At 51.2% G+C, this 26,712-nt stretch carries 13 protein-coding genes, 2 tRNA genes and 3 rRNA genes; 10 read left to right on the forward strand and 8 right to left on the reverse strand.

The genetic code is table 11. The features are described 5' to 3' along the window. The first annotated feature begins 268 nt into the window (after positions 1–268). From E0F26_RS05960 to rrf, 5 genes are all read left to right on the forward strand, one after another. Positions 269–1,802 (forward strand): 16S ribosomal RNA (locus E0F26_RS05960). An 84-nt stretch (positions 1,803–1,886) separates the two neighbouring features. Continuing rightward, positions 1,887–1,963: transfer RNA gene (locus E0F26_RS05965), tRNA-Ile, on the forward strand. 11 nt (positions 1,964–1,974) lie between these two features. Next, positions 1,975–2,050: transfer RNA gene (locus E0F26_RS05970), tRNA-Ala, on the forward strand. Positions 2,051–2,429: 379 nt separating this feature from the next. Beyond that, positions 2,430–5,310, forward strand: a 23S ribosomal RNA gene (locus tag E0F26_RS05975). 179 nt (positions 5,311–5,489) lie between these two features. Further along, positions 5,490–5,605: ribosomal RNA gene (gene rrf / locus E0F26_RS05980) — 5S ribosomal RNA — on the forward strand. The 16S, 23S and 5S rRNA genes sit together here with 2 tRNA genes alongside, the layout of an rRNA operon. Before the next feature lie 958 nt (positions 5,606–6,563). Here the strand turns inward: rrf and E0F26_RS05985 are convergent. The 6 genes from E0F26_RS05985 to E0F26_RS06010 all read right to left on the reverse strand — a co-directional run bounded on the left by E0F26_RS05985 (position 6,564) and on the right by E0F26_RS06010 (position 13,355). After that, positions 6,564–7,184: a sugar transferase gene (locus tag E0F26_RS05985; protein WP_279243131.1), complete on the reverse strand. Its 621-nt coding sequence runs from the start codon at positions 7,182–7,184 to the stop codon at positions 6,564–6,566. Between the two features lie 258 nt (positions 7,185–7,442). Continuing rightward, on the reverse strand, positions 7,443–8,729 hold the full coding sequence (locus tag E0F26_RS05990) for an MATE family efflux transporter (protein ID WP_279243132.1): 1,287 nt from the start codon (positions 8,727–8,729) through the stop codon (positions 7,443–7,445). After that, complete coding sequence (locus E0F26_RS05995; RefSeq protein WP_279243133.1) at positions 8,726–10,072, reverse strand: hypothetical protein; 1,347 nt, start codon at positions 10,070–10,072, stop codon at positions 8,726–8,728. The genes E0F26_RS05990 and E0F26_RS05995 overlap by 4 nt, the downstream gene beginning before the upstream one ends. A 96-nt stretch (positions 10,073–10,168) precedes the next feature. After that, positions 10,169–11,332: a glycosyltransferase family 2 protein gene (locus tag E0F26_RS06000; RefSeq protein WP_279243134.1), complete on the reverse strand. Its 1,164-nt coding sequence runs from the start codon at positions 11,330–11,332 to the stop codon at positions 10,169–10,171. 8 nt (positions 11,333–11,340) lie between these two features. Further along, positions 11,341–12,300 (reverse strand): sulfotransferase family protein, encoded by a 960-nt coding sequence (locus tag E0F26_RS06005; protein WP_279243135.1) that lies wholly within the window; start codon positions 12,298–12,300, stop codon positions 11,341–11,343. Continuing rightward, on the reverse strand, positions 12,297–13,355 hold the full coding sequence (locus tag E0F26_RS06010) for a glycosyltransferase family 4 protein (protein WP_279243136.1): 1,059 nt from the start codon (positions 13,353–13,355) through the stop codon (positions 12,297–12,299). Before E0F26_RS06010 ends, E0F26_RS06005 begins: the two co-directional genes overlap by 4 nt. A gap of 227 nt (positions 13,356–13,582) precedes the next feature. Between E0F26_RS06010 and E0F26_RS06015 the strand changes: the two genes are divergently transcribed. The 3 genes from E0F26_RS06015 to E0F26_RS06025 all read left to right on the forward strand — a co-directional run bounded on the left by E0F26_RS06015 (position 13,583) and on the right by E0F26_RS06025 (position 15,495). Continuing rightward, positions 13,583–13,954: a hypothetical protein gene (locus E0F26_RS06015; protein WP_279243137.1), complete on the forward strand. Its 372-nt coding sequence runs from the start codon at positions 13,583–13,585 to the stop codon at positions 13,952–13,954. Between the two features lie 32 nt (positions 13,955–13,986). After that, positions 13,987–14,526, forward strand: a complete 540-nt coding sequence (locus E0F26_RS06020; protein WP_279243138.1) for a hypothetical protein — start codon at positions 13,987–13,989, stop codon at positions 14,524–14,526. Positions 14,527–14,859: 333 nt separating this feature from the next. Next, positions 14,860–15,495, forward strand: coding sequence for a shikimate kinase (locus tag E0F26_RS06025; RefSeq protein WP_279243139.1), 636 nt, complete (start codon positions 14,860–14,862; stop codon positions 15,493–15,495). Positions 15,496–15,542: 47 nt separating this feature from the next. On the opposite strand, the gene E0F26_RS06030 is transcribed toward E0F26_RS06025, so the two are convergent. Both E0F26_RS06030 and E0F26_RS06035 read right to left on the reverse strand, forming a co-directional pair. Beyond that, a complete protein-coding gene (locus tag E0F26_RS06030; protein ID WP_279243140.1) occupies positions 15,543–16,814 on the reverse strand; it encodes a Xaa-Pro dipeptidase in 1,272 nt (423 codons plus the stop codon). A gap of 34 nt (positions 16,815–16,848) precedes the next feature. Further along, on the reverse strand, positions 16,849–17,715 hold the full coding sequence (locus E0F26_RS06035) for a DUF1295 domain-containing protein (protein ID WP_279243141.1): 867 nt from the start codon (positions 17,713–17,715) through the stop codon (positions 16,849–16,851). A gap of 214 nt (positions 17,716–17,929) precedes the next feature. Between E0F26_RS06035 and E0F26_RS06040 the strand changes: the two genes are divergently transcribed. After that, on the forward strand, positions 17,930–19,600 hold the full coding sequence (locus tag E0F26_RS06040; RefSeq protein ID WP_279243142.1) for a carotenoid oxygenase family protein: 1,671 nt from the start codon (positions 17,930–17,932) through the stop codon (positions 19,598–19,600). Between the two features lie 342 nt (positions 19,601–19,942). After that, complete coding sequence (locus E0F26_RS06045; protein WP_279243143.1) at positions 19,943–26,545, forward strand: S8 family serine peptidase; 6,603 nt, start codon at positions 19,943–19,945, stop codon at positions 26,543–26,545. The last annotated feature ends 167 nt before the right edge of the window (positions 26,546–26,712 follow it).

The raw sequence follows: 26,712 nt of genomic DNA on the forward strand, positions 1-26,712 counted from the left end.
TTGCTATGTAGAATGCGCACCTCGCTTCGGGGGTAACCCAAAGCAGCAAAGCCAGCCCAAGCGGCGGTTTGACCCTTAAAAACAAGATAAAGACAGATGTGTGGGCACTTGTTGGAATGGTTGTTAAGTAACTATTCAGATACAACAAGTGACCAACAGTTCATTACAGAACTTTTGATTTCGAAATTGTATCTGAGCTGAGATTTGGTAGGTAAAGCAAGCTTTGCGTAACTTACCCCTCTTGCTTCGGCAGAGGTAAAAGATTCTTCAACTGAAGAGTTTGATCATGGCTCAGATTGAACGCTGGCGGCAGGCCTAAGACATGCAAGTCGAGCGAGGAAGCCCTTCGGGGTGAGTACAGCGGCGGACGGGTGAGTAACGCGTAGGAATCTACCCAGTAGTGGGGGACAACTAGTGGAAACGCTAGCTAATACCGCATACGCCCTAAGGGGGAAAGCGGGGGATCTTCGGACCTCGTGCTATTGGATGAGCCTGCGTAAGATTAGCTTGTTGGTGAGGTAATGGCTCACCAAGGCGACGATCTTTAGCTGGTCTGAGAGGATGATCAGCCACACCGGGACTGAGACACGGCCCGGACTCCTACGGGAGGCAGCAGTCGGGAATATTGCGCAATGGGGGAAACCCTGACGCAGCCATGCCGCGTGTGTGAAGAAGGCCCTAGGGTTGTAAAGCACTTTCAATTGGGAGGAAAAGCTAATGGTTAATAACCATTAGCCCTGACGTTACCTTTAGAAGAAGCACCGGCTAACTCCGTGCCAGCAGCCGCGGTAATACGGAGGGTGCAAGCGTTAATCGGAATTACTGGGCGTAAAGCGCGCGTAGGCGGTTTTTTAAGTCGGATGTGAAAGCCCCGGGCTCAACCTGGGAACTGCATCCGATACTGGATCACTAGAATGCGGGAGAGGGAGGTAGAATTCCATGTGTAGCAGTGAAATGCGTAGATATATGGAGGAATACCAGTGGCGAAGGCGGCCTCCTGGCTCGACATTGACGCTGAGGTGCGAAAGCGTGGGGAGCAAACGGGATTAGATACCCCGGTAGTCCACGCCGTAAACGATGTCTACTAGCTGTAGGGGTACTTGAGACCTTTGTAGCGCAGCTAACGCAATAAGTAGACCGCCTGGGGAGTACGGCCGCAAGGTTAAAACTCAAATGAATTGACGGGGGCCCGCACAAGCAGTGGAGCATGTGGTTTAATTCGATGCAACGCGAAGAACCTTACCAGGCCTTGACATCCCCGGAACTTTCTAGAGATAGATTGGTGCCTTCGGGAACCGGGTGACAGGTGCTGCATGGCTGTCGTCAGCTCGTGTCGTGAGATGTTGGGTTAAGTCCCGTAACGAGCGCAACCCTTGTCCTTAGTTGCCAGCACGTAATGGTGGGAACTCTAAGGAGACTGCCGGTGACAAACCGGAGGAAGGTGGGGACGACGTCAAGTCATCATGGCCCTTACGGCCTGGGCTACACACGTGCTACAATGGCTAGGACAGACGGCTGCAAACCAGCGATGGGGAGCTAATCCGACAAACCTAGTCGTAGTCCGGATTGGAGTCTGCAACTCGACTCCATGAAGTCGGAATTGCTAGTAATCGCGAATCAGAATGTCGCGGTGAATACGTTCCCGGGCCTTGTACACACCGCCCGTCACACCATGGGAGTGGGTTGCTCCAGAAGTGGTTAGTCTAACCTTCGGGAGGACGATCACCACGGAGTGATTCATGACTGGGGTGAAGTCGTAACAAGGTAGCCCTAGGGGAACCTGGGGCTGGATCACCTCCTTAAACGAACTAACACCATCCTTCAAGTGTTCACACATTTGTCTTTATCTCTACGTTGTTGCGACGTTACTTTCGGGTGCACCTTATAGGCCTGTAGCTCAGTTGGTTAGAGCGCACCCCTGATAAGGGTGAGGTCGGCAGTTCAAATCTGCCCAGGCCTACCATTCCTAAAAATGGGGCTATAGCTCAGCTGGGAGAGCGCTTGATTTGCATTCAAGAGGTCCGCGGTTCGATCCCGCGTAGCTCCACCACTTATCGTATGTCGCAGCGAAATTAGTCAAGAGCACACAAGTCGTGTGTTGTTGACTGGTTTCGGCAACCAGTTGTTCTTTAACAAGGTAAATTAAGCTGAGTCTTTGAATTAGAAATCAGCATTTGAGTTCGCTCAAGTGATGAGGATAATTCTTAGATAAAAGTTTTCAGGCACGGTTTTCAATTCCCGTGCCTGTAAATCGAGTTTTTAAAATATACATACTGTGACTTAAGCGTCACAACATCCGGCGCGTTGATGCATTAACCTTTGCATCAGCGTTCATAAGTACCTGGCCTACGCACAAGGGGGTCGGGGAAATGTCTTCTTGAGCTCTTCGGAGCGATATCCTCGGATATCACAGATAACTTCGGTTATATGGTCAAGTGACTAAGCGCATACGGTGGATGCCTTGGCAGTCAGAGGCGATGAAGGACGTTGTAGCCTGCGTTAAGCTTCGGGGAGTCGGCAAACAGACTTTGATCCGGAGATTTCCGAATGGGGAAACCCACCCTTTACGGGTATCTTATACTGAATACATAGGTATAAGAGGCGAACCCGGGGAACTGAAACATCTAAGTACCCGGAGGAAAAGAAATCAATTGAGATTCCCACAGTAGCGGCGAGCGACCTGGGATCAGCCCTAAAGAACTTGGTGTGATAGCGGAACGGTCTGGAAAGTCCGGCAATAGAGGGTGATAGCCCCGTACGCGAAATCTATCCTTGTTTTATTCGAGTAGGTCGGGACACGTGTTATCTTGACTGAACATGGGGGGACCATCCTCCAAGGCTAAATACTACTGACTGACCGATAGTGAACCAGTACCGTGAGGGAAAGGCGAAAAGAACCCCGGAGAGGGGAGTGAAATAGAACCTGAAACCGTATGCGTACAAGCAGTGGGAGCACCTTCGTGGTGTGACTGCGTACCTTTTGTATAATGGGTCAGCGACTTATTGTCTGTAGCAAGCTTAACCGTGTAGGGGAGGCGTAGGGAAACCGAGTCTTAATAGGGCGCATAGTTGCAGGCAATAGACCCGAAACCGGGCGATCTATCCATGGCCAGGTTGAAGGTGCCGTAACAGGCACTGGAGGACCGAACCCACTAACGTTGAAAAGTTAGGGGATGAGCTGTGGATCGGAGTGAAAGGCTAATCAAGCTCGGAGATAGCTGGTTCTCCTCGAAATCTATTTAGGTAGAGCGTCGTGTCTTACCCTGGGGGGTAGAGCACTGTTTGGGCTAGGGGGTCATCCCGACTTACCAAACCCATGCAAACTCCGAATACCCAGGAGTACAATCACGGCAGACAGACAGCGGGTGCTAACGTCCGTTGTCAAGAGGGAAACAACCCAGACCGCCAGCTAAGGTCCCAAATACCAATTAAGTGGGAAACGATGTGGGAAGGCTTAGACAGCTAGGAGGTTGGCTTAGAAGCAGCCATCCTTTAAAGAAAGCGTAATAGCTCACTAGTCGAGTCGGCCTGCGCGGAAGATGTAACGGGGCTAAATTGGTAACCGAAGCTGCGGATGCATGCTTGCATGCATGGTAGAGGAGCGTTCTGTAAGCCGTTGAAGGTGAACCGAGAGGTTTGCTGGAGGTATCAGAAGTGCGAATGCTGACATGAGTAACGACAAAGGGGGTGAAAAACCCCCTCGCCGGAAGATCAAGGTTTCCTACGCAACGCTAATCGGCGTAGGGTGAGTCGGCCCCTAAGGCGAGGGAGAAATCCGTAGTCGATGGGAAACAGGTTAATATTCCTGTACTTCTTCTTACTGCGATGGAGGGACGGAGAAGGCTAGGCCAGCGCGGCGATGGTTGTCCGCGTTTAAGGTAGTAGGCTGGAATCTTAGGCAAATCCGGGATTCTAAGGCCGAGAACTGATGACGAGTCCTCTTTTGGACGAAGTGGTTGATGCCATGCTTCCAGGAAAAGCTTCTAAGCTTCAGGTAAGAAGGAACCGTACTGTAAACCGACACAGGTGATCAGGTAGAGAATACCAAGGCGCTTGAGAGAACTCGGGTGAAGGAACTAGGCAAAATGGTACCGTAACTTCGGGAGAAGGTACGCCGGTTTTGGTGATGGGACTTGCTCCCTAAGCTGAGGCTGGCCGAAGTGACCAGGTGGCTGCGACTGTTTATTAAAAACATAGCACTCTGCAAACACGTAAGTGGACGTATAGGGTGTGACGCCTGCCCGGTGCCGGAAGGTTAATTGATGGGGTTATCTTCGGAGAAGCTCTTGATCGAAGCCCCGGTAAACGGCGGCCGTAACTATAACGGTCCTAAGGTAGCGAAATTCCTTGTCGGGTAAGTTCCGACCTGCACGAATGGCGTAACGATGGCCACGCTGTCTCCACCCGAGACTCAGTGAAATTGAAATCGCTGTTAAGATGCAGTGTACCCGCGGCTAGACGGAAAGACCCCGTGAACCTTTACTATAGCTTCACACTGGACTTTGACTTTATTTGTGTAGGATAGCTGGGAGGCTTTGAACTATGGACGCCAGTTCATAGGGAGCCGACCTTGAAATACCAGCCTGGTAACGTTGAGGTTCTAACCTAGGTCCATTATCTGGATCGGGGACAGTGTGTGGTGGGTAGTTTGACTGGGGCGGTCTCCTCCCAAAGAGTAACGGAGGAGCACGAAGGTGCGCTAATCATGGTCGGAAATCATGAGGTTAGTGTAAAGGCACAAGCGCGCTTGACTGAGAGTCTGACAAGACGATCAGGTACGAAAGTAGGTCTTAGTGATCCGGTGGTTCTGTATGGAAGGGCCATCGCTCAACGGATAAAAGGTACTCCGGGGATAACAGGCTGATACCGCCCAAGAGTTCACATCGACGGCGGTGTTTGGCACCTCGATGTCGGCTCATCACATCCTGGGGCTGAAGCCGGTCCCAAGGGTATGGCTGTTCGCCATTTAAAGTGGTACGCGAGCTGGGTTTAGAACGTCGTGAGACAGTTCGGTCCCTATCTGCCGTGGGCGTTGGAGAATTGAGGGAAGCTGCTCCTAGTACGAGAGGACCGGAGTGGACGAACCCCTGGTGTTCCGGTTGTGTCGCCAGACGCATTGCCGGGTAGCTACGTTCGGACAGGATAACCGCTGAAAGCATCTAAGCGGGAAGCCCCTCCCAAGACTAGTTCTCCCTAACCCCCTTGAGGGTTCTTAAGAGCCGTCCAAGACTAGGACGTTGATAGGCTGGATGTGGAAGCGTTGTAAGGCGTTGAGCTAACCAGTACTAATTGCTCGTGCGGCTTGACCATATAATCCAAGTTGTTTTGTGTGCGCTGTATAAAGCACACGTAAGAAGACACTGGGTGTTGTGACAAGTCATTGTGTGTAGCAGGGTTTATCACCTGCGAAAGGCTCAGCTTAATTTACCTACCCTATTTAGATGGCCTTTGGGCTGCTTTGCAGAACATCTGTCATCTATGCCGATTTGCCTGGCGACAACAGAGCATTGGAACCACCTGACTCCATCCCGAACTCAGAAGTGAAACGATGCATCGCCGATGGTAGTGTGGGGTTTCCCCATGTGAGAGTAGGTCATCGCCAGGCTTCTAAATAAAAGAACCCAGCCAATCGGCTGGGTTTTTTTTGTGTAGGATTTAATGGATTGATGAATTCCTGCTTTCCCCGTGACGCATCGAAGCGGAGTATGTGAACCAAAAAGCAGTCGCTGACCCTCCTAGGCAGAGACCACCACGCCTGTACTGTAGGTGCGGCAGCGGGTGCGCCGGAGGCGTCACGTAGTGATTGACAGCAGCGCTTTGAACAGATTGAAGGTCATCGCCAGGCTTCTAAATAAGAGAACCTAGCCAATAGGCTGGTTTTTTTGTATAGGATTTTATGAATTACTGTTTTTCCCGTGATGGAACTATGCCTCAAAAAGCAGTCGCTGACGCCCCTAGGTAGAGACCAGCGCGTCTTCGCCGAAGGTGCGGCGGTGGGTGCGTTGGAGGCGTAATGTAGTGATTGAAAGTAGCCCTTTTAACACATTGTAGGTCATCTCCAGCCATCTAAATTACCAAGGGCTATCCGTGAGGGTGGCCCTTTTTTACTTATGGGTTGTTGGTTGCGGTTATCTGAGGTTCGCCATCAAAGAGTAGGATGAGGCCGGAAGCAACAAAGCCAATAGCTTGGTTAGGGCTGGAGGCTAGCGGCTGGCTCAAGAGCATTAACCGGCAGACGCACTAGCCTTCCCAGAAAGGGAAAAGTCGGCCATCCGGATGGCTTTTTCTATACGAGTGAAAACGAATTATGCGTCCCTTGTGAACTGTCGAACAGAAGTATGAGCGCCAAAAAGCAGTTGCTCGCGCCCACCTAAGCAAAGACTTCAGTGGTTGGAGCATGGCCGCCGCCGCGTGCTGCCCACGTCCTCAGGTTTCGGTAAGGAGCAGTTCAATCGTTGGGCTTATAAAGTCTCTTAGCTATTGTGAAAGGGATGCAAGGCAGTTGGTGAGCTTGGATTCTCAGCGTCCTAAGTTAGTCAGTCGTCAGTCTTCGGAGCGGCTAGTTAGTAAGCTCCGCGATGCGTAAATACCACTCGAATTGTTTTAAGCAGTATTCGCAGGTCAAGCTTGTGACTCCACTGGTGAATGTAGGTTACATCGAGTGACACGCGTTCATCGTAGTCCAGATCGTTGCGGCCAGAGACCTGCCATAGCCCGGTGATGCCCGGTCTTACCGTGAGATAATCGGATGCGTAATCCCCGTAGAGCCGCAGTTCTTCCTCAATCACTGGCCTTGGCCCAACGAGACTCATATCGCCTTTAAGCACATTGAAGAGCTGTGGAAGCTCATCCAGACTGGATTTTCGTAGTATCCGGCCTAAGCTCGTAACTCGGGGATCGGTCTTCAATTTAAAATGGGTTTCCCACTCGTGTTTTGCTTCTTCATCCTTCGACAGCAAATCTGAGAGTCGACGCGCTGCGTCCGTATGCATGGTTCGGAACTTGTAGCATTTAAATAGCGTGCCATTGCGGCCTACGCGGGTATGGGCAAAAACCGCGGATCCGCCACCCAGCTTTAGAACAACGACTAATAACGCAAGCACTGGGGCTAACGCCGCAATACCCGTGAGACTGACAACGACGTCTGCACCACGTTTTATCTTAGATGTCCCAACCAAACTCAAAACGACTCACCCACTTTCGTCCTGAGACTGAAAGTTCATTCTTGTTGCGCAATTGAAGCGAAGCATTATCACTCACAACTTGGGTTGTGACAATTGTGACGTTTTGGATCGCTGCATGCAGCACCACCAAACTTTGGTCGAGAGGGTAACAGCATTGTAGAACTAAGAAAACGGCTGACGCACGATGCGGTTGTATTCTGGCTACTCAGATAGCTGAGAGCCTGAGAGATATTATCTGTTACTGCAGAGGCATCTGTTTCAATTGGCTCGCAAAATGGGTGGAAGAACGGTCATTCCTAGGCGTTTTCGAACCATGGTAACTGTTGCGATATTTTGGATCGCAATGGCCAGCGCGGTAGCTATAGCTCCGCCCAAAACACCATAAACAGGTATCAAACAGGCGCACACAATAACGGCGATGGCTGCCCCGGTGTAGTAGGTGAACTTCAGCGCATCCTCATTGCCCGTGCTTACCAAGAGCATGTTGGCACTTCCGGTTGCGATGTTCACAACTTGTCCTAGCGTGATTATTTGAAGGAGTACTGCCGCTGGCGCGAAGTCAGGCCCAAAGCTAGACATTATTTGAGATGAGAAGACCAACATGAATAAAGCGACTGGCATGCCAACTATGAGCATGAGCTTAGTGGCGTCGATGGCGAGATTTTCTAACTCACTGAATTTCTTCTGCTCATACAGAGCCGAAAATTTGGGCGTTACGACCATATTTACAGCGAGTAAAATAAAGGGCGTTAGCATGGCGGTTCGCTGAGCTGTGGTGAGTAGCGCGACGTCTTGGGATGACAACCAGATACCACAGACAATTTGGCTGGATAGCAACATGATTTGCTGGGCGATTTGCCCTAACCATAGTGGTCGACTGCTATCCTTAAACTCTGGCCACGATATTTTATGACCTATTGCGTTGATGGGCCTCAAGTAACGAAACAGTGCTCCGCCTACCAGACCGGCCAGGAGCATGGAGCCCGCATAAAGCGCTGCTAGGTCATTCGCCTCGGCGAAGGATACTTGGAAGACAATAGCGATGAACAGGACCGGCCCAGCAATCTTAAGCGTTAACACAGAGGTTACGGTCCTATGAAGTCCCTGTAAGCCCATGCCATAAACAGTAAGTAATGTAATGCCCGGCAAGGCCAGACCCATCATTACTAGAACAGGTCCAAGTGCCACCTTTTTAAAAACGTGAGCAGCTATATTGTCACCGGCGAAGAATAAAACCAACGACGCCAAAAGGGTTAAGGGAATCGTGAGAGTGAGAGCTCTAGTAGTCACGCTTTGTATGCGAACTCCCTGATTCTTACCCTCCGCAGCGCCAATGAATCGTACGATACTTATATCGACGCCGGCTCGAGTTGCCGTCCCGAGAAAGGTGATAATCGCGAGCGCCAAAAAAAAGAGCCCCGCCTGTTCAGCACCATAATATCGCGCAATGACCCAGCTCATCAGCAACGACGTCAGGGCGCCAACGCCGCGTATCAATGCGCTGATGACACTGCTTTTCAGGAGTTTGTGGTCTGAGAATTTCACTGCGGTGAATTTGCGAGGGGAAGCCGACGGTAACGCTGTGTCTGCTCCAAAATCGTTGCAGAGAGTGCTGAGGCCACAATGCCTATGATCGCAAGCTCACCCTTGTTACCTACGCCAAAACGGGTGAGTAAAATGAGAAAACAGGCCACTGCAGCCAAGCCAAACCAAACTTCATGCTGCTCGCCTCCCTTTGTAAACCTGATGACATTTACGCATAGTCCTGCCACATACAAAAACAAACAAAGCGCCGGCAATGCCATGATGAGTCCCCCTTGATGCAGAAAAAATAGCACCAGGTTGTGTGCATAGTGTCCATTTGAGACCAGCGGCCCGAGGCCATTTCCAAACAGTGTGGTGCCCATACTTCCCAGCGTCTCTGAGAAAACTAGGTTGACTTGGTAGATCCTAGAGTTAGTAAGGACATCAACGATGTATCTGTCTTGTAGCGAGGCCACAACCGCCGAAGGGATATTTGCGATCAAAATGATGGTGCCAATTGAGACAATTGTTGTGCCCGCGATTAGCCACACGCGATAGCGGTCTGATATCGCTTTCCCAAGGTGGCGATACTCAAGGCTCAACGCGACGAGGTAAAAGATTAAGACGGTTAGCGTCACCTTCCTACTCACACCCACAAAGACCACAAGCGCGAGCATCGATAGCTCTATCAGGTCGAACGAGAAAGGCTTTCTTGTTCGCTCGTCGAGCAAGCGAGCACATCGCAAAAACGCAGCGAGTAGAAACAGCACATACATTAATGTGTGTCTTGCTGCCGATGTCTCGCCGGCAATACCCTCGTATATCTTCCTGAACAGAAGAAATTGAAGCGTTCCGTCGCCCGCAACATACTTTCTGAATACTTCAGGAATTGAAACATCGGCAAGTGCGGCGAGCCACAAAATGCCAGCCATCGCCATCAATATGAAAATGATGCTAATACGATAGAGCAGTTGGTAGTCGAGCAGCATTCTGCGCCGAAAAAAGCTAAAAGTGATTAATAAAAGCGGTATCACGAGAACGTGCTCAGTGAACAACAACAGGAAGTCTTCATGAGGCGCTACTATCAGTGCGTTCACTAGCCAACCCGCAGCGCTTATCATGTAAAACCAAATGAGCACTACTAGAAAGTAAGGAAGTCTCAGCGTAAACCTGCCTGATAACGCCTTGGTAGTTGCGGCATGAAGAGCAAAAAAGAGTAACAACAGATGCTGCACCTTGACTAAGAAACCGCTCAGTTCAAATAAGGGAATAAACTGAAATGAGATGCCCCATAGCGCTGCAGCAACTAAGAACGCATTGCGAAAGCCTTTGCTTGCGTCGTATTCGTTGGGTAACTCAGTCATGGGGCCAAGTATCACGGCCCATGTGGTCTGAGCACAAGTTTGAGTAGTGTCCCTTTATCAAATGTGACGTTTCAAAGTCGTTCACGCTTGCTCCAATCATCGGCTTGACGACGGAGACGCCCAGATTGTGGTCTTTCTCCCCAAGAGCGACTGACAAATACCGATTGCGTTGGCGGCATTCGCCATCACGAAATAATACCAAGAACCAACGAGCGGTAATTTCAGTGACGGTAGGGCATGTTTGGTTAGTGCGAGCGAGTAGGCGACTACCTGACATGCCAGTAGGACCTCATACCCCAAGTTTGTGGTGCCAAGAACAATGGCTGCGTTCGATATCAACGCGACCAATAAAAAGATAAACGATATCCACCTGAGCCACTTATGAGAAATGAACTTCCATGTATCAAAGAGGCTAAGGTTGCCGACCAGAGAGAGCGCTCGATAACTGTTGAATGAGCGATTAGCGATGCGGACTTTACGTTTAAACTCTTCTGAGCTTTTTTCGGCACTTTTTTCGTAGGCTTTTATGCGAGCGTCGAAAGCGAAGGTGTATCCTTGCAAAACAATCCCCATGGACGTGCAGAAGTCATCCATTACATGGTTCGGAAGTTGCCGAAAAAAATGCGACTTAATGGCAAAGATAGAGCCATCCGCGCCCATGATTGAACCGCACAACCCCTCATTACGCTTTATAAATTCCTCGTATCGCCAGTAAAGCCCGCCTGATTGAGCCGTCTCGCTTGCTTCAGGATTCACATACGTTAGTTGTCCTGCGACCCCGCCTACCGATGGTGCCGCAAGGGAGGCTGCAATGTGGTTGAGTGAGTCGACGTCAAGTACCACGTTGGTGTCGGTAAAAACCGTGATGTCACTCTCTACTGTCCGCATGACCGAGTTTATACCTGCCGTCTTTCCGCCACGATTGGTCATCCGGTGGAGGCGAAGTTGCTCCGGCCTCTCACTCTCAAAGGTGTTGACGATGGAATCTGTATCGTCTGTAGAACCATCAGATACCACGACGATATCGAGCAGTTCCGCGGGGTAGTCCAGCGACAAACAATTCTCAAGTTTTGCCCCTATGACGTCTTCCTCATTGTAGGCGGGAACGACGACAGTGATGGTGGGAATTGAATGATTGTTAGCTGCAAGGTCGTGAGTGTGCTTAGTGAATTTGGCTCGGGCCATCCCCCAGATAATTAAGGGATAGAGCAGGTACACGTAAACCAGGAGGAATGTTGATAACCAAAACCAATAAATCACTGTTTTCCTCAGCGGAGCAAAATTTGGGCTAATCGATAGCGTATGCCGCCGATCAGCCCTTTATCCTTTATGTGCCTAAGTGTACTTCCCATCAGGTCGTAGAGCGACAGAATCGCTAGCTCAAGCTGACTGAAATCACGGGTGTTTCGTGGCTTTGCGCATTCATAGCCAAATTCCGCCATTTCTTTATGTATATAGGAGGTAAACAGTTCGTGTTCGTGCTCACTCAACGCCGCTTCAAATTTTCCAGCATTGTCTGTTTTGACCCCGGGATAGCCAGCGGCATCACCCATTTTTTCGCGCGATCCGGTGAGTTCAAGCAATGATTCATCAAATTGCAGGTTTAAAAAGTTACAGACACCCAATAGCTCAGTGCGGGAATCAGCGAGCAAGTCTTCGTAGCGAACAGTAAGGATGTTGTCAGGATGCTTTTGCGCGAAGTGATAAGCGGCAGCCACCCCGCGTTGCCATTGGTGAGCGGCTCGTATCAATGATTTTTTCCACGCCTTTCTAGCCGACAATGCAACATCCCGTGGGTCACGGACAACATGAATAAACTTCGATCTGGGAAAGCTCTCTGTGATCGCTTCTAGGTAAAGCAAGTTATTGGGCGTTTTGTCTCCCACATATCGCAGGTCCGAAAAAGTTTCCTTCGGCGCGAAATGCCGCAGCGTCTCTGAAATGACCTCTGGCAACGTTGCGCGCTTGGGCCGCCAGTTACCAAGAGGGGTGTCGGCTTTTCTGTGATGATAAAATGCTGATCTTTTTACGATGGTTAGATAGCGGTTGATGTCAGTGTCATGGAGCTTAGCTTTAGACCCAAACCGCTTTATCAGAAAAGGTATGAGCTGAAATTCATCCTGGGGCATCGCCACTTCTGGATGTCTTGAGATAAGGTCACGCACCAGCGTCGTTCCACTGCGTGGCACGCCTACTATGAATACATGACCCATATCGCCTTTAGTCATTGCATTTCCGAAATGATGCGGGCCGCGTGTGAATCCCAGTTGAAATCTTGGGTGGCACGTCGGTGCGCCGCGAGACCAATGGAATTTAACTGGCCGCGGTTAGCGACACACCAAGACAGCTCATGAGCGATGTCGTCTGAGTCACAAACGTTCAACGATAAACCCGTCAACTTATGATCTATGAGCTCTTTGGTACCACCATTCGCACCAGCGATAACGACGCAACCATGCGCCATGGCATCGGCCACCACTAGGCCAAATCCCTCGACGTCACCGGTACCTTTCATTTCTAGCTGCGGGTGGAGAAAGATCTCAGCATTTGCGAACTCGTTGTTCAGCTGATTCTCTGAAATCCGACCTAAGAGCGTTACGTTTGCACTTGGGTGTTTTTTTAGCAGTTCTTTCAACTTGTTAGTCTCGGGCCCTGATCCAGCAATACGATATTCGCCCTTGATACCGCTAGAAATAAAGCCCTCGATCGCCGCAAATAAATTTTTACGAGACTCGTGCCGACATACTGTGAAAGTTGTTAGTGGCTGGTCGGGCCGTAACCACTTTTCTTCGACGTCTTGGATGCGCTTTGAGTTTGAGACGCCGTTATAGTTGACGAGTGTCCGGGTGTCCAAAGAGGAGACGGTCTCCCGGAGTAATGATTGGGTGTAGCCGCTAACACAGACGAGTAAGTCGGCTTGTTGCATCACCCATCGCATGAGTATTTTAAGAGGCAATGACGTTACCAAAATTTCATTGCCGTGAACTGTTATCAGAAGCTTTGAGCGCGGGAATACAAGGGCAGCCGGTATCGCCATTCGCCAAGTTGTCGCGTGAATCACATCGAATTTGTCACCTTTAATGCGGTGGCACAGTAACTGTTTCACAAAACGCATAAGTAGTGCGAGTTGTGAGCTTCCACGTAAGCTTCTTACTTCGCTCAGCCGGGTTGTTTCATCGGGAACCCTGCCGTCAGTCGAGGCTGTTATGAGCGTTACCCGCCTGCAAATGCGCGCAAATGCTTGGCTTACAGCCCAGCTGTAGGATTCGACCCCACCCGTCATTGGGGGAATTCCTTTCGACAAGACCAATAGCGAAAAAGAGCTTTGCACGTCGAGTCCACGAACACAGAGGTGAGAATGAGCTTCAAAGTTTAGAGTTATTTCCGATAAACGCCTAATGAAATCAGATAAACGGGCGCTACGTTATTTGCAGTTGTGATTTGAAGTTGTAATATTGGCTCAACAGATCGCTGTTTGCGTGACGACGGAAATTAAACGGAGAATTTATCGTGAAAAAGATACTGGTTGGTTTGCTGATTGCTTTCGTTGCTATTCCGGCAGGAGCGGCGACAAAGAAAGTTTACACAGGTGTGAACCGCATCCTGATGTCGGACAGCAACGAGTATGGTGGCTGTCTGATTCAGCCCTCAAAGCGTATTTACACTAGCGGCACAACCTGCCCCTTCAAGTACATCTCACTTGACTGTGCGAATGCCACCGGCGGTGAGGGGTCCTCGAAAGCCGACGGGCAGCGTCGCTTGGATCTTGCATTGTTGGCGCGCCTCACAAGTACCGAACTTGCATTCACTATCAATGATGCTCGTAAAGTTAACGGTTGGTGTGTTGCCGATCGAGTGGAAATGCTGCCAGAAGCTGGCTAAGACACCCGATCTCACCCAGAAGCGGGCTCCATATGAGTCGTCTGGTGACCGTTCTAGTAGCGCTGACCCTCGTTGGGGTCGGCGCTTTTTATTTTGGGCTCTCGGAACCCTCTACAAGGACCGTCAGCGTCGAGTCGAGGGAACAAGTTTCCGCGCCGACCGGGGCGGGAGACGATAACCTACCTGCGCCCTCGCCTGAAGACGTTGCGGTACTGGTCACGAAGTTAGATGCTACACGTCCTCTGTTGGGTGAGGATGGCGAGCTCGGCGTGTCAGAGTTTCCACCCGTCAGCGTGGGTGAGTTTTTAGACCCTGAGGACATTCCTCCGCGGCAAGATCAGCCTTTGGTGAGTGTTGGAGAGCCACGTGATCCCGACGATGAGGACCAGCGTGTCTTCCTTACTGAAGTTTCGGTTGGTGAGTTCAAAGACCCGGACGATGAGCTGGCTACACTAACTGAGGTTGCCGAGCCAGTGTCGTATGGGGACTTTAAGGACCCTGATGAATTGGCTTTGCCCTCAGGCGTGGTGTCCTTGGGAGAACTCAAGGACCCTGACGACGATAATCCCTAGTCATATCTCAGTCACTTCTTGAACCGCCGGTCGACACTCCCATTATTTGCGAAGCTGGAGCAAGGTGACTTAGAGTCTCCGCGATTTAGGGGCTGGCTATTCGACTACGAGTTCATCCCTAAAATAATGCCGACAAGGCGAGCGCGCAGGGTTCCAATGCTGAAATTGTGAGCGACGCCTGCTTCTTGCTAAGACTTTCTAACTGCGTATCTTGCTGGATCCTTAAGGTGACCTTTCGCTTGATGCCGTGCGTGGAGTTCCTTAGTTAAAAGAAGACATCAATAATGCGCGACATTCACATATGAGGTTTTATCTGTCGGCTACAATCGCAACATGACGCCTATGGATGCCTTCAAACAGTACCACCCGCTATTTGTTGAGGGCATGGGCGGTTACGATACGCGCGACCCAACGCGAGTTGCTAGCAACGTAGTGACTTCGCTCATAGCACACTGGGAGCAACACCCACCGGGTAAGCCACCATTGCTTATCCTTCAGGGCGACCCACTGGAGCCTAAGGGAATTTCAGCCATCACGCCTCGTGTAGCCAAAACGCTGCAATTGGAACGAGCTCTGATTGTGCTTGACGAAGACTTAGCTGATTACCACTCGCCAAATGCTGACCGGGACAACGTCATTTTAGAGACTCGCTACTCGGAGGCCGTTGCGCAGCTGGAAAGTATGCGACCGGGTTCAGTTACTAAAATTGAAACTGCCGTAGATGCGCTTCTTGCAGAAAAAAACCAAAAGCGCCTATCGCTCAGTAAGCCCCCAATGGCTGATTACTACCGGATGTTTGCGCTACTCCAGGAAGTCTCAAAGGCCGCGTTTTCGGCGCTTTGTGGCGAGATCACGCTAGTGCACACAAGTCGTGAGATTGGCGAATTCTCGGTAACGAGCTTTGGTCGAGTGGGGTTAGATCTCGGCCTCATGAGCAATGCCGATGTTGCGCCATTTCTGGACCATTAAACCCGCCTACGTAAGTTTCAACAGGGTCTGAGCAAACAAAGGGTCGCTTAGCGATACCTAACCCCTCCCTTGATCACAGCGGCGGGCTCCTCGAGCAGCTCAATGTTCTCAAGCGGGTTTCCTTTTACTGCCACAAAGTCTGCGACATACCCAGCTTCAATCTTGCCGACCTCATAGCCCCAGCCCATCACCTTAGCGGCGGTCATCGTGGCTGACTGAATCGCTTGGAGTGGCGTCATACCAAACCGTGTCATGCGCGATAGCTGTTTGGCGTTCTGGCCGTGTGGATACACGCCCGCGTCTGTGCCGTAAACAATCGTCGCGCCTGCCTCGACGGCTTTTCGGAAGTTAGCGCGTTGAGTGGCGCCGGTCTTGCGCTCTTTTTCCAGTGACTCTTCCAAAATCCCAGCACTGGCACCTTCACCCAGGATATATTCCGTGACATAGATATCCATCGACAGCGCCGCGTCGTTCTCAATAGCAAGTCGAATGCCCTCATCGTCGATGAAACTTGCGTGTTCAATCGTATCAGCGCCAGCTTTGAGCGCGTTGATGATGCCCTCTGAGCCGTGTGCGTGGGAGGCCACCTTCAATCCTCGACTGTGGGCTTCATCAGCGAGTGCCGTTAGTTCCTCGAGCGTGTATTGAGGTGCACCGACTTTGGTGCCTTTCGAGAGTACGCCGCCCGTGGAGCAGGTTTTGATGAGGTCTGCGCCGTATTTGATATTTCGTCTGACAGCTGCGCGCGCCGCCCAAGGGCCATCGGCTACGCCTTCTCCGGTAATGTTGTACTCAGGCGGTAATAGGTTGTTATCTGAGCAGTGGCCGCCCGTGATGCCAATCGGTGGTCCTGAAACCAACATGCGAGGACCCGGAATGTCTCCTTCGTTGATGGCATCGCGCAGTGCGACATCACCAAATGATCCTGCACCCACGTTTCGTACCGTGGTGAACCCCGCCATCAATGTTTGCTTGGCGTGCACTACACCCAAAATCGCACGGCGCTCGTCGGTGAGCTTCAATCGCTCATAGCCGTGATAGCCGCCACCTGATGTCAGGTGCACGTGCATATCGATTAAACCTGGCATCAATGTGTGGCCCTGGAGATCTACCACCTCAACACCTTTTGGCAGCTCGGTTGATGAACTCGGACTTATCTGCGCAATACGCCCATCATCGACCACTACAAGATGATTCCTTACTATTTCGCCATTGGTGACGTCCAAGATATTTGCGCCTTTGATCACCATGGACTGCGCTTGTGCCTGGGTTGCTGTCGTTACAAGTGCAAGAAGCAATAATCGATTAAGTACCTTCATCTTCAGTCTCCATTAAAAGGGCTTTGTAGGACGCCTATGACTTTGGTGGGAGTGGCATAAAGCCCGACACACGCTTCATGTGCTCACCGTATGCGGGTCTGCGCTCAAGACTCCGCTTATCAATCATAGGGATGCTCGCTGCAAGGAACATAACCAACATGGCAACCGAGCCGGGCACTGTCCACCACCAGCTCGCAGGGACAGCGGCCACGCCAAATAACGCGAGCCCCGCCCAAAACAGCCACTCACCAAAGTAGTTAGGGTGGCGAGACAACGCCCAAAGCCCTGTCTTCATGATTTCACCTTCTTTTCGGTGGCTCAGGAAACGATGAAGCTGAATATCGGCGACGAGCTCGATCAATATCGCGATGGCAGTTACCGCTGCCGCGACATAGTCCAGCCAATTGAGGGGCTGAGCATCCATTGCAACAGCGGCATAAATGGGTAGGCATGAGACAAAGACAATGACCGTAGGGAACAAGTGAATCGCCGAAAAGTCAGCCAGCGCATCTAACTTGCCTGCGTTGTCTTTAATGGGTCCGTACCGCCAATCCTCATGCTCAAGGCCGGGCCAGAACGTCGCCCAGTTGGCGGTGAGGCGAATGCCCCACAGCCAAACGAGAATTATTACGAGCCACGCTCGTGTTACATCTACGCCAGAAGCTGTGGCTTCCAGCGCCCAATACAAAGCAATAAGCGGAGGAATCACACTCCAATAGGCGTCGTAGAAGCTCGAGTTTTTATAAAGACGACTGAAAACAAAGATCGCAAGGGTCGCTGCGATATCCGCCCAAAACATATCCCAAATAGGGCGCTGCCCGAGCGCCTCTAGCGTTGCCCACGCAACACCGACAGTAACGATATATGCGAGGGTAATGTGAGCTAAGCCTCGTAACTTCATGATGATGGCCTTGTTATTTTTCGTTTGATGTTTGCGTTATAGCTTAATTACAGCGCAGTGCCGATAGGCGAGATGCCACTCCTTGACGATGCAAAGCCTGACTCGGTGAGGGGCGGCCAAAGGCGGTTGCATCAAAGCCGGTCATCGCCTCGGGTGTAAGCCCCTTAGCAACCCAAAATCTCTGAGGTTGAGAATATCATGCGCAGGATTCTCAGTGAGTTCCACGTTTAGTGCAGCTGAGGTAAAGACCTTCTGCGAACTATCTGTCTCACTTGCCATGCCCCGCAGACGCGGTAAGCTCAAGCATCTAATGATTTCTATTGGCGAATGCCGTTCGCCCTATGAGGTGTTTGTCATGACAGCACATCAAGCGCCGAAAGAAGCCCGCACGCCGCTTTCTGAATTCCCTGTTAGCGACAAATGCTTGGGTGAGACACCGCGATTTGACGACGCGCCGGCGTGGATTTACAACCACGACAACCCTTATCTTCATGGTGTTTATGCGCCCACGACTCGCGAGCTTAATCAAGATAAGCTCGAGGTGATCGGCGAGCTACCTACCGACTTACGCGGTACTTATTACCGCAATGGCGCCAACCCCGTTTTTGAGCCGAAGAATCGTTATCACCCATTCGACGGTGACGGCATGGTTCACGCGCTTCATGTCAGCGACGATGGCGCTCGATACGTGAACCGTTGGATCGAAACTCCTGCCTACACTGATGAGGGGGCCGCCGGTGAATCGGTCTCGCCGGGCGTCATGGGACCCTTCGACTACAGCGTCTCGGAGTTCGGCATCAAAGACACATCCAATACCGATATCTTTTGTTTGAACGGAGACCTAGTAAGTCTTTGGTACAACGCGGGTAACCCTATCGCGCTCGATCCAATGACTCTGGAGACGCGCAAAGCGTTCCATTTGGATGGACGGAATAAGCCCAAGATGTCCGCGCACTCGAAGGTCGATTGGCGCACGGGAGAGCTCTTGTACTTCGATTACAACGATACCCCGCCTTACATGACCTACGGTGTGGCAAACGCCAAGGGTGAAGTGGTGCATGAGGTGCCTATCGATTTACCTGGCGCGCGCCTGCCCCACGATATTGGTTTTACGAAAAACTTCACGGTGCTGCACGATTTGCCGTTCTTCCACGACCTCGATGTCCTGAAAAACCACAAGCTGCGCGTGCTGACTTTCCATCGCGATATTCCGACGCGCTTTGGTTTGATTCCACGATTCGGCGAGAGCAACACCGTTCGCTGGTTCGACTGTGAGCCCTGTTACATCCTTCACGTATCAAACTGCTGGGAGGACGACGATTGGGTCATTATGGACGGTTGTCGCTCGGTGAATCCGATGCCCAGGGCGTATGGCGACGAAGGTGAGCTGTCGCACATGCTTGCCTACATGCGCCTTGAGGCGAACAACTACCGGTGGCGTTTTAACCTCGTTACGGGAGAGGTACGCGAGGGAGACATCGACGATCTCAACACGGAGTTCAATAAAACGAACCCTCTCTACGGCGGTCAAAAGAGCCGCTACGCCTACCATCAATATATCCCGACCCATGACGAGGGCGGTTACACGCTGCGCTTCACCGGTCTTGTGAAGTACGACAACGAAACCGGCGAAAGCGGGCGCTACGACTATGGTGTTGGTGTGCTTGGAAGCGAGGCAGTGTATGCGCCTAAAGTGGGCGCAACCTCTGAGAGTGAAGAAGACGACGGTTACGTCGTGAACTTTGTGCATGACACCAAGGACTGGAGTTCATGGTTTTGTGTTTTTGATGCCAAAGACATCGAGCAAGGCCCAATCGCCAAAGTGCGGCTCCCCGGCCGAGTCCCCGCAGGGTTCCATGCGACATGGGTGCCGCAGTCGAGATAGTTGGTTGGCTAATGGGTGCGCTGGCATGAAACACGCCCTGCAAGTCTCAATGTAAAAACAATTGCTCGAGCAGATAGAGACCGGTAAAGATGCGGATGTTAGCCTTTAATACACAATGAATGCCGACGTCTGTTTCTGACGGAAATTAGCGAAATTTTCGAGTTTTTACAGCCCGTTAAATTGTGACTAAACACGCTCTCCAGATAACACCCAGCGTGGCAAAAGAGGCAAAACAGGCGGAATTACGTCACAAAATTATTTAATTGCATCAAAGCTCTAAACTCATGGCTGGACCATCCGCTATTACTGACAGCGTAATCAAATGGTGGTGGATGTAGCGTGGTGAAGTTTGCGGTTAGGTTGTTGTGGTTAGTCCCAATTTTGTGGACAGGTGTAGCTCTCTCTCAGATCGATGAATCCGATGTTCAGGCTCAAGCGAAGGCCGATGAAGCTCAAACAGCCGCGGTGTCTGAGCCAAATTACGAAGTGCTCGACCGCATGCGCAATTTCCGCGGGCCTTATACCAATCTCGATGACCCTGTTCGCGCGCTTGAGCGTAAACGCGAAATCGAGCGTGTTGGTGTCGACATGGCTGCACCTGCCTGTAAGCCCCCAAGCTGCAGCATGGGCGAGCGCAGCGTCATCGTTAAGTTAGCCAACACAAACAACCTCTATAAAGGCGGAGTCCCCTCAGTCACAGGGAAGGTGCCTAGTCGCTTTTATTCGGACGCGGCGCTTACACCTGTCTTTAACGAAAAGCTCGTCTCGCGTGCGGTCTCCAAGTATCGCGCGGCCAACGCAAAAGCCGCAACAAACTCCAAAGGCAATGAAGTTGATCTGACTCGCTGGTACAGCCTGCGCCTACCTACCGGCGCAGATATCAGCGAGGCCGTTAAGGACTTGAGCCGCGACCCGCGCATTGAGGAAGTCGAGCCGATCGTCACATACAAGACCATGGACTCCAAACGTGAAGGTGCTGTGTCGGCAAACGATAGCCAGATTGCGGCAATTAACACCAATGACCCTCGACGAGTGGATCAATGGCACCTTGAGCGAACTAAGACTGAAGATGCTTGGACATGGCTACAGGGCGATGGTAAGGAAAAATGGGGTGATCGAGCGATTGTTGTTGCTGTCATCGATACAGGAATAGATTACCTCCACGAGGATTTAGCGGGCAACATGTGGGTGAACTCTGGGGAGACACCAGATGATGATATCGATAACGATAATAACGGAATTATAGACGACTATTACGGAGCCAGTTTTAAAGGTGGGCAGAACGACCACACTGGCGATCCAACGGACAAAAACGGGCACGGCACCCACGTGGCCGGCATTATCGCAGCTCAAGGTGATAATAACTTGGGAGTCATTGGAGTCGCTCCAAATGTCACGTTGATGGCGGTTAACTCAGGAGGTGACAACGGCTCTTTTGCGAGTATCGATATCGCTGAGGGCATTCTCTACGCCTACAACCAAGGCGCCGACATCATCAACATGTCACTCGGAGGAGGTGCTCGGTCGACACTCGTTGAAGAGGCCCTAGCCACTGCCTACAGCAGTGCAGTTCTGATCGCAGCAGCAGGTAATGATGGTGATTACAACGACAGCGCGTGCGGAGACTATGCGCGTCCAATGTATCCTGCTGCCTACAATTATGTCCTCGGCGTCATGGCAGAGGCTGAGTACTCGGATAATGACGGCAATTGGCTGACTGGGTTTTCTAACTGGGATTGCACAGCCAAAAATGCGGTGGAATACGAAGTCATGGCGCCCGGTCAGGACATCATGTCGACGGTCCCCGGTGGAGGTTACGCCGCTTGGGACGGAACCTCCATGGCGGCGCCAGTAGTCGCTGGTATAGCCGCGCTTGTTCGCACTCGCTTTCCAGACAAAACGATTCATTCTTCGCGCTTTATCATGGGTCAGCTCGCATCAACAGGTGCGGCTAAGCAAGGTAGAGTTCATCCCGGAACTGGCCAACCTATTTCGTATTCGTCATCGGACGCCTATAGAGCACTTACCGAGACACCAGAACCAGACCTCGCTTATCTCAGTCATTTTGTCTGGGACAATGTGCAAGCCGGAACCCCGAATGACAATGATGGCAAAGTTGATGCAGGAGAGCGCATCGAGCTGGCAGTGACCATTAAAAACCTGTGGGGGCAAGCGGATAACGTCACGGTTACTCTGCGTGCACAAGCTCAGCAAGGTGAGGGTATTTCCATTGAAGACCAATACGTCACCTTTGAGACTGACAGTCTGAACTATGGCTCAACAGGCAGCTTCGCCGAGGCCGACAACGGCCTGGAGTATGACGAAGACGGTTTACTGACAGGTGTCTCGAGTCCGTTTGTCTTTACCGTTGATCCTGACACTCCCAACGAACACGTCATTCCGATGCTTGTCACCATTACCGCTAACAATGGGCTCGACGACAACGATCAAGCAACCTACACATTCGAATCTCGCTTCAACCTTTTGGTACTAAGTGGTCGAGAACTTCCTCGTGTCATTGACTGCAATGCTAATGACACGGCCGGGACGATTATGGAAAGTTGCGTCGATGGCGTTGTCACTATCGACGACAGCGCCCGCTGGATTATCGACAAGCCGGTCCTGGTTGCAGGGGGAACGACGCTTAAGATTGGCCCTGGAGCAGTTGTACAATTTTGGGGCAGTCAATCTGACGCTGCATATGCGGTATTTGAGAATGCCTATTTGCAGGTGGACGGTGAGCTCATTGTTGAGGGCACTGCCGATAAACCTGTGACTCTCACTCCTTCAGACCTCTTCAACTACCGAGCAGTCGTCATTGAAAATCGAGGGAAAGTATCGATCAGCTACGCAAACTTATGGAATTTAGTATCGACCAAAGGTAGCTCAAATGATTTTAGAGACGGTGTTAATGCTTTTGACGTGATTAATAATTCATTCGTTGGCCGTATTCGGCCAGACGTTAGGGTTTACCACAGCAGGTCTGAGGCTGGCGACTGGTTCACAGTTCCTGGCCCGGTAATTAAATCAGAGGTGGTGTCGAATTCACGATTAGTTCGGTTGGGATTTGAAGACCCCTCATATCGCCTAGAAGCGATTGATATTGGGCCCACCGTATACTCTGGGAACTTATTTTCTTGGATCATTAACTCCAATCCAATACTAAAGGTCGATCGGCTACAAGACTCTGTATTGGTAGACAACTACTTGTCCGGGCTTTACCCCGCGTCTACCTCAGGGGTTGTGTTTCTGAACTCTCGACAAACACGAATCAACACGAATGGGGATGCTGAGACGCTTGGCGGAAGACTCACCTTGAGCACTGCTCAGGCCAGTGCCCGCGCCACAGTGCTGGATACCCTAGATTATGACGGAAAAACGTACGTTCTTGCTTGGCCGGGACACCCCACACTTGGATACCCCTCTGACAAAACCGCGCGTGCCAAATTATATGTCGACCGTGCCCGAAATTTTGCCGTGTCGCAAAACGGTGATCTTGCGGTGTATTCAAATGACGCAGAGGCGAATGCGATCAGCGCGTGGTTTGGTGATTTGAACGTTGCTGTGAATGCCAACGATGCCGACACTTTGCGTGGTCAGATTAATATTTGTGATGACCGACCCAAGGTATGCGCTAAATTAGAGACAACGAACAGCAAGTGGTGGAGCTCGCTTGTCATTGGAGCTAAGAAGTCCGGTGATACGTGGTCTTGGGTTACCGATGAAGAGCCATTACTTTTAGCTGAAAATGACCCGCTGGCCACCATCACTGAAGATGCGGCGCTAGCGTCTGATTATTTGGTTTCTTCTGTTTCCGCAGCGGGTACCTCAGGCTTCTCAACGGGTACGGCAGCAACCACCAATCAAGTTCCGCTGGTTCTTATTGAGCTCTCCAGTCAAATGACTTTGGTACAGGTTCAGACCGCCTGGGATGCGTGGGACGATGTTCCCGGTGGGTTACCTGATTCCGCTATTTTAGACCCCACGTTCAATGTCAATCCCGACACTTGGTTGGTGAGTTCCTCGCGCGCCAAGATTGATGAAGACGATGGTTTTAATGTGAGTGGCGACCTCACGAATGTGTACTGGGGCGGCGTCGGAGAGTCGGTGATTCAATACGCGGTAAATGGTCAGGCACGTGACTTCAATAAAATGCCACTCGACTACACACCACTCGCAACCATTGTGCCTGAGTCTGCATATCCATTTGTTGCCAAGCTCGAGATTTTAGATGGCGATCGTGCTGAACGCCCTGATCAACGTTTTGCCGCAGAGCAGACGATCTGGCGCGTCACGTTTAACCGAGATATGGATCAAACCGTTCAACCTTTGGTCACTTATGGTCCGGCCGAGCCCTTCACTGACTTTGTGGTAACCGGTGCGTGGGAGGGTGCTCGGGTATGGGAGGGTAATTTAAGGATCTCTCCTGTCGCGACAGATGGCTATCAATATGTCCGAATTGCGGGAGCTGTTGCTGCTGATGATGCCTTTATGGTGACCGGCGTTGACCGCGCCCGCTTCCGATTTGAAGTAAGTACGTCGGGTGCTGAATCGCTGAACCTGCAGGCGACGGGGGGTGAAGGTTATGTCGATCTCTCTTGGAATCAGGATGATTTCGAGACAATGCTGGGCTTTCATATCTATAGATCAGAAAGCCAGGACTCGGGATTCACTCGAATCAACCAAACATTGGTCGGCGATCAGATTAGGACATATCGTGACGAGAATACTGAACCGGGAGTGACATACTATTACTACTTCACGGTGGCTTTGGACGGTGCAGAATCAGAGCCTTCGAATATTGCCTCAGCGCAACCGGTTGATACAGAAAAGCCAGTGATTACACACACCGTGGCGACGCAAGGTGTTTATCAGTCTCCCCGACTGCTACAAGCAGAGGTCACTGATAATATTGCTGTAAATGCAGTCACACTTTACTACAGAGCGGTCGGAGCAACTGATTACATTTCGGCGGCCATGAACAATTCTGAGGGTAATACGTATGCAGCGTCTATTCCTGGCAGTGCCATGTTGCCGCCGGGTGTTCAGTACTACATTGAAGCGACAGACGGAGCTAGTTTCGCCTACAGTGGTCGTACCAATACGCCACACACAATAACAGTCGAAAACAGCCCCGTTGTGACGAATGTCTCCCCGAGCTCTGGTTCACAGGCGGGTGGTACTCCAATCATTATTTCTGGCAATAACTTTGTTGATGGTGCACAGGTTTTGCTGGGAGCTGCGACCTGTCAGAACGTGACTGTCACCTCGTCGTCTAGGATTTCTTGTACGACGCCCGCTAACGTTCCCGAAACAGTGGCGGTTAGGGTGACAAACCCGAATAACTCAACTGGGTTGTTACAGAACGCCTTTACCTTTGTGGGTAACGAAACCGTCCTCTCGTTGCCCGACGTTGAGGGTAACGCCGGTTCCACACTCGACGTGCCATTGACGGTAGGTGCAGTCGCGGGATTACAGAGTTTCTCGACGACTATTACCTGGAACGCTGAGCACATCCAATTACAACAAGTGCGAAAAGGATCATTGGTGAGCGGATGGCAAATGGCTTCCAATGTCACAGGGAATTCAGTCACTGTTGCTGCAGCAAGTAGCTCTACGGTCACTGGATCGGGCGAATTGCTGATGCTCGAGTTCACTGTATTGGCGGGGGGTGATGCAAACTCACCCATCTCAATAACATCAGCTCGGCTGAATGACGGCAATTTCACAGTGACGACGCAAGATGGCTCTTTTACAGCGTTTGCAGGTTTTACAGTCAGCGGGAATGTGACGTTTTGGGATGAGGATCAAACACCGGTGTCCGCTGTCATCACCCTAGACGACGGGAGTAATGAAACGAGCAGCCAGGTGGACGGTGGCTTCGCATTTGCACGAGTTCTCGATGGTCAGCGAAGGCTGGTGGCGTCAAAAGACGATGAGGCTAACAACTCGGTGAGGGTTTACGACGCATCTTTGGTACTGAGTCAGGTGGTGGGAACCCTCAGCCTATCGGATAACGCTTTGATCGCAGCAGATGTCACTGGCAACAACATTGTGACAGAGCAAGATGCGGCCAAAATCCTTGAAGTTGCGGCAGGTCTTAAGACCTTACCGTTCGCTAATATCGGGAAATTATGGACGTTCACTCCGGAGGAAATTACATACGACGGCCTCACCGAAAACGTCACTAATGCTAATTTCACAGCAATCTTCATGGGGGACGTGTCCGGTAGCTGGATTAACCCCGCGGGCATCCTCTCGAGCATTAGCACACGGTTCGAACTAGATAATATTTCGAAAGAGGGCATTGCTACGGTGAATGTCTTCGCACGTCCACCAGCGCCCTCTATGAAGATCAGCGCGTTCGAGCTACTTCTAGCAACAACGCCTGGAGCGTCTTTGATAGAAGTCGCGAAAACGGCGCCATTTGCCGGATGGACCTCTCCTCACATCGTTATCGATGGCAGTCAGTCTCGCATCAGCCTGTATGACGATGTGAGCGGTGCTTTCTCAGTGGAGATGCATATCCTGACGTTGCGTTATTCGCTCGCTAATGGCTACCAGTCAATTGCCTCGGCGCGCGGCTGGCTCAACGAGACCAAGATATTTAGTGGCAAGCCGCTCGCCTTCCGTCTCGATGACGACATGGATGGTGACTGGGTACCCGACCATGAAGATGCCTTCCCAGATGATGTCTCTGCCTCAGAGGATACCGACGGTGATGGCATGCCGGATAACTGGAACCCGGGTTATAGCGAACGTGATTCTGAATCGGGCTTGATACTCGACCTCGACGACGATAACGATGGCTACACGGATAAGGAAGAGGCTGACGCGGGTACGAACTCGCAGGACGCCAGCGATCAACCTGTCTTCGGTATGAATATCATCCTGTTAAAAATGGCATTGGATAAAGTAGCTGACCAAACCACAAATTCACCGTAGTGAACCGGCCCAGCAATAAGCTGGTGCTCTGGGGGACTTGAAACGCTGCCACCTTGTGGTGGCGTTTTTTTTACCTTGAGAAAAGGTGTGACGGATTGTTTATGTCGGTTTTAGGTGCTATCCCGCGACAGCATAGGGCCAACAACTAAAAGCCAAATCAATGTGCA

This window comes from Candidatus Paraluminiphilus aquimaris (genome assembly GCF_026230195.1).
Classification (GTDB): domain Bacteria; phylum Pseudomonadota; class Gammaproteobacteria; order Pseudomonadales; family Halieaceae; genus Luminiphilus; species Luminiphilus aquimaris.

Bases quoted from the DNA above. Each gene is read 5' to 3' on its own strand.
- E0F26_RS06020 (WP_279243138.1), top strand. From the start codon at position 13,987: ATGAGTCGTCTGGTGACCGTTCTAGTAGCGCTGACCCTCGTTGGGGTC.
- E0F26_RS06030 (WP_279243140.1), bottom strand. From the start codon at position 16,814: ATGAAGGTACTTAATCGATTATTGCTTCTTGCACTTGTAACGACAGCA.
- E0F26_RS06010 (WP_279243136.1), bottom strand. From the start codon at position 13,355: ATGACGGGTGGGGTCGAATCCTACAGCTGGGCTGTAAGCCAAGCATTT.
- E0F26_RS06025 (WP_279243139.1), top strand. From the start codon at position 14,860: ATGACGCCTATGGATGCCTTCAAACAGTACCACCCGCTATTTGTTGAG.
- E0F26_RS06035 (WP_279243141.1), bottom strand. From the start codon at position 17,715: ATGAAGTTACGAGGCTTAGCTCACATTACCCTCGCATATATCGTTACT.
- E0F26_RS06005 (WP_279243135.1), bottom strand. From the start codon at position 12,300: ATGACTAAAGGCGATATGGGTCATGTATTCATAGTAGGCGTGCCACGC.
- E0F26_RS05995 (WP_279243133.1), bottom strand. From the start codon at position 10,072: ATGACTGAGTTACCCAACGAATACGACGCAAGCAAAGGCTTTCGCAAT.